Annotated in this window: 1 protein-coding gene; it reads left to right on the forward strand. The window is 39.7% G+C overall.

All coding sequences use genetic code 11. The features are described 5' to 3' along the window. On the forward strand, positions 1–806 hold an 806-nt coding region (locus tag EZH24_RS12610), incomplete at its 5' end, for a DnaJ C-terminal domain-containing protein (RefSeq protein WP_137999394.1). Positions 807–943: the final 137 nt, after the last annotated feature.

Genomic DNA, 943 nt, shown 5'->3' on the forward strand with positions numbered 1-943 from the left:
CGTTTTTTGGCGGAGGTTTCGGAGGCAGAAGTTCGACAAGACAGAGAAGAGGAAACGATATAAGATACGATGTTAATCTTTCTTTGGAAGACGCCGTATTCGGAAAGAAAATGGAAATCAAACTCGATAAAAACGATGTTTGCGATGTTTGTCATGGAAGCGGAGCGGAACCTGGAACAAAAACTACGACTTGTCCAACCTGCGGCGGAAGCGGAGAGATAAGAAGCGCTCAAGGATTTTTTAGCGTGCGAAGGACTTGCAGCAGATGTCATGGAAGCGGTTCGATAGTGACGACTCCATGCAAGAATTGTAAAGGAACGGGAACGATTAGAAAGCCGAAAACAATTTCGGTTAATATTCCTAAAGGCATAGACGACAATACTCAACTTCGAGTTTCGAGAGAAGGCGAAGCGGTTGCGGGCGGAGTTCCCGGCGATTTGTATTTGTATATAAATGTTTTGCCACATAGATATTTTATAAGAGACGGAATCGATTTGATAACGGAAGTTGGAATCAATATAGTTCAAGCCACTTTGGGAACGGATATAGTTATAGAAACTTTGGATAAGAAAAAAGTGAAAATAAAAATTCCAGCGGGAACGAACAGCGGAACGATATTCAAAATCAAAGGCGGAGGAGCTACCAATCTAAACAGAGGAGCGAGAGGCGATTTGCTCGTTATAGTCAATATCGATGTCAATAAAAAATTGTCCGCCGAAGAAAAACGACTTTATGGCGAATTGAAAAAAGTTATTCCAAGTAATGACGAGCCAGAATTGAGGAAACCCAATAAAAGCGTTTGGTGATTATATCGATTTATATAATTCGGCTATAATGACTGAAATTTATTATTTAGATTTCTTATTATAAAAACTCGCGACATTTCCCGTGTCCTCATGTTCGTTCATAAGAATATTTACTATTTCATCCGCTCTGTTATTTT

Origin of the sequence: Brachyspira catarrhinii, from assembly GCF_005518285.1 — a bacterium.
In the GTDB taxonomy this organism is placed as follows: domain Bacteria; phylum Spirochaetota; class Brachyspiria; order Brachyspirales; family Brachyspiraceae; genus Brachyspira; species Brachyspira catarrhinii.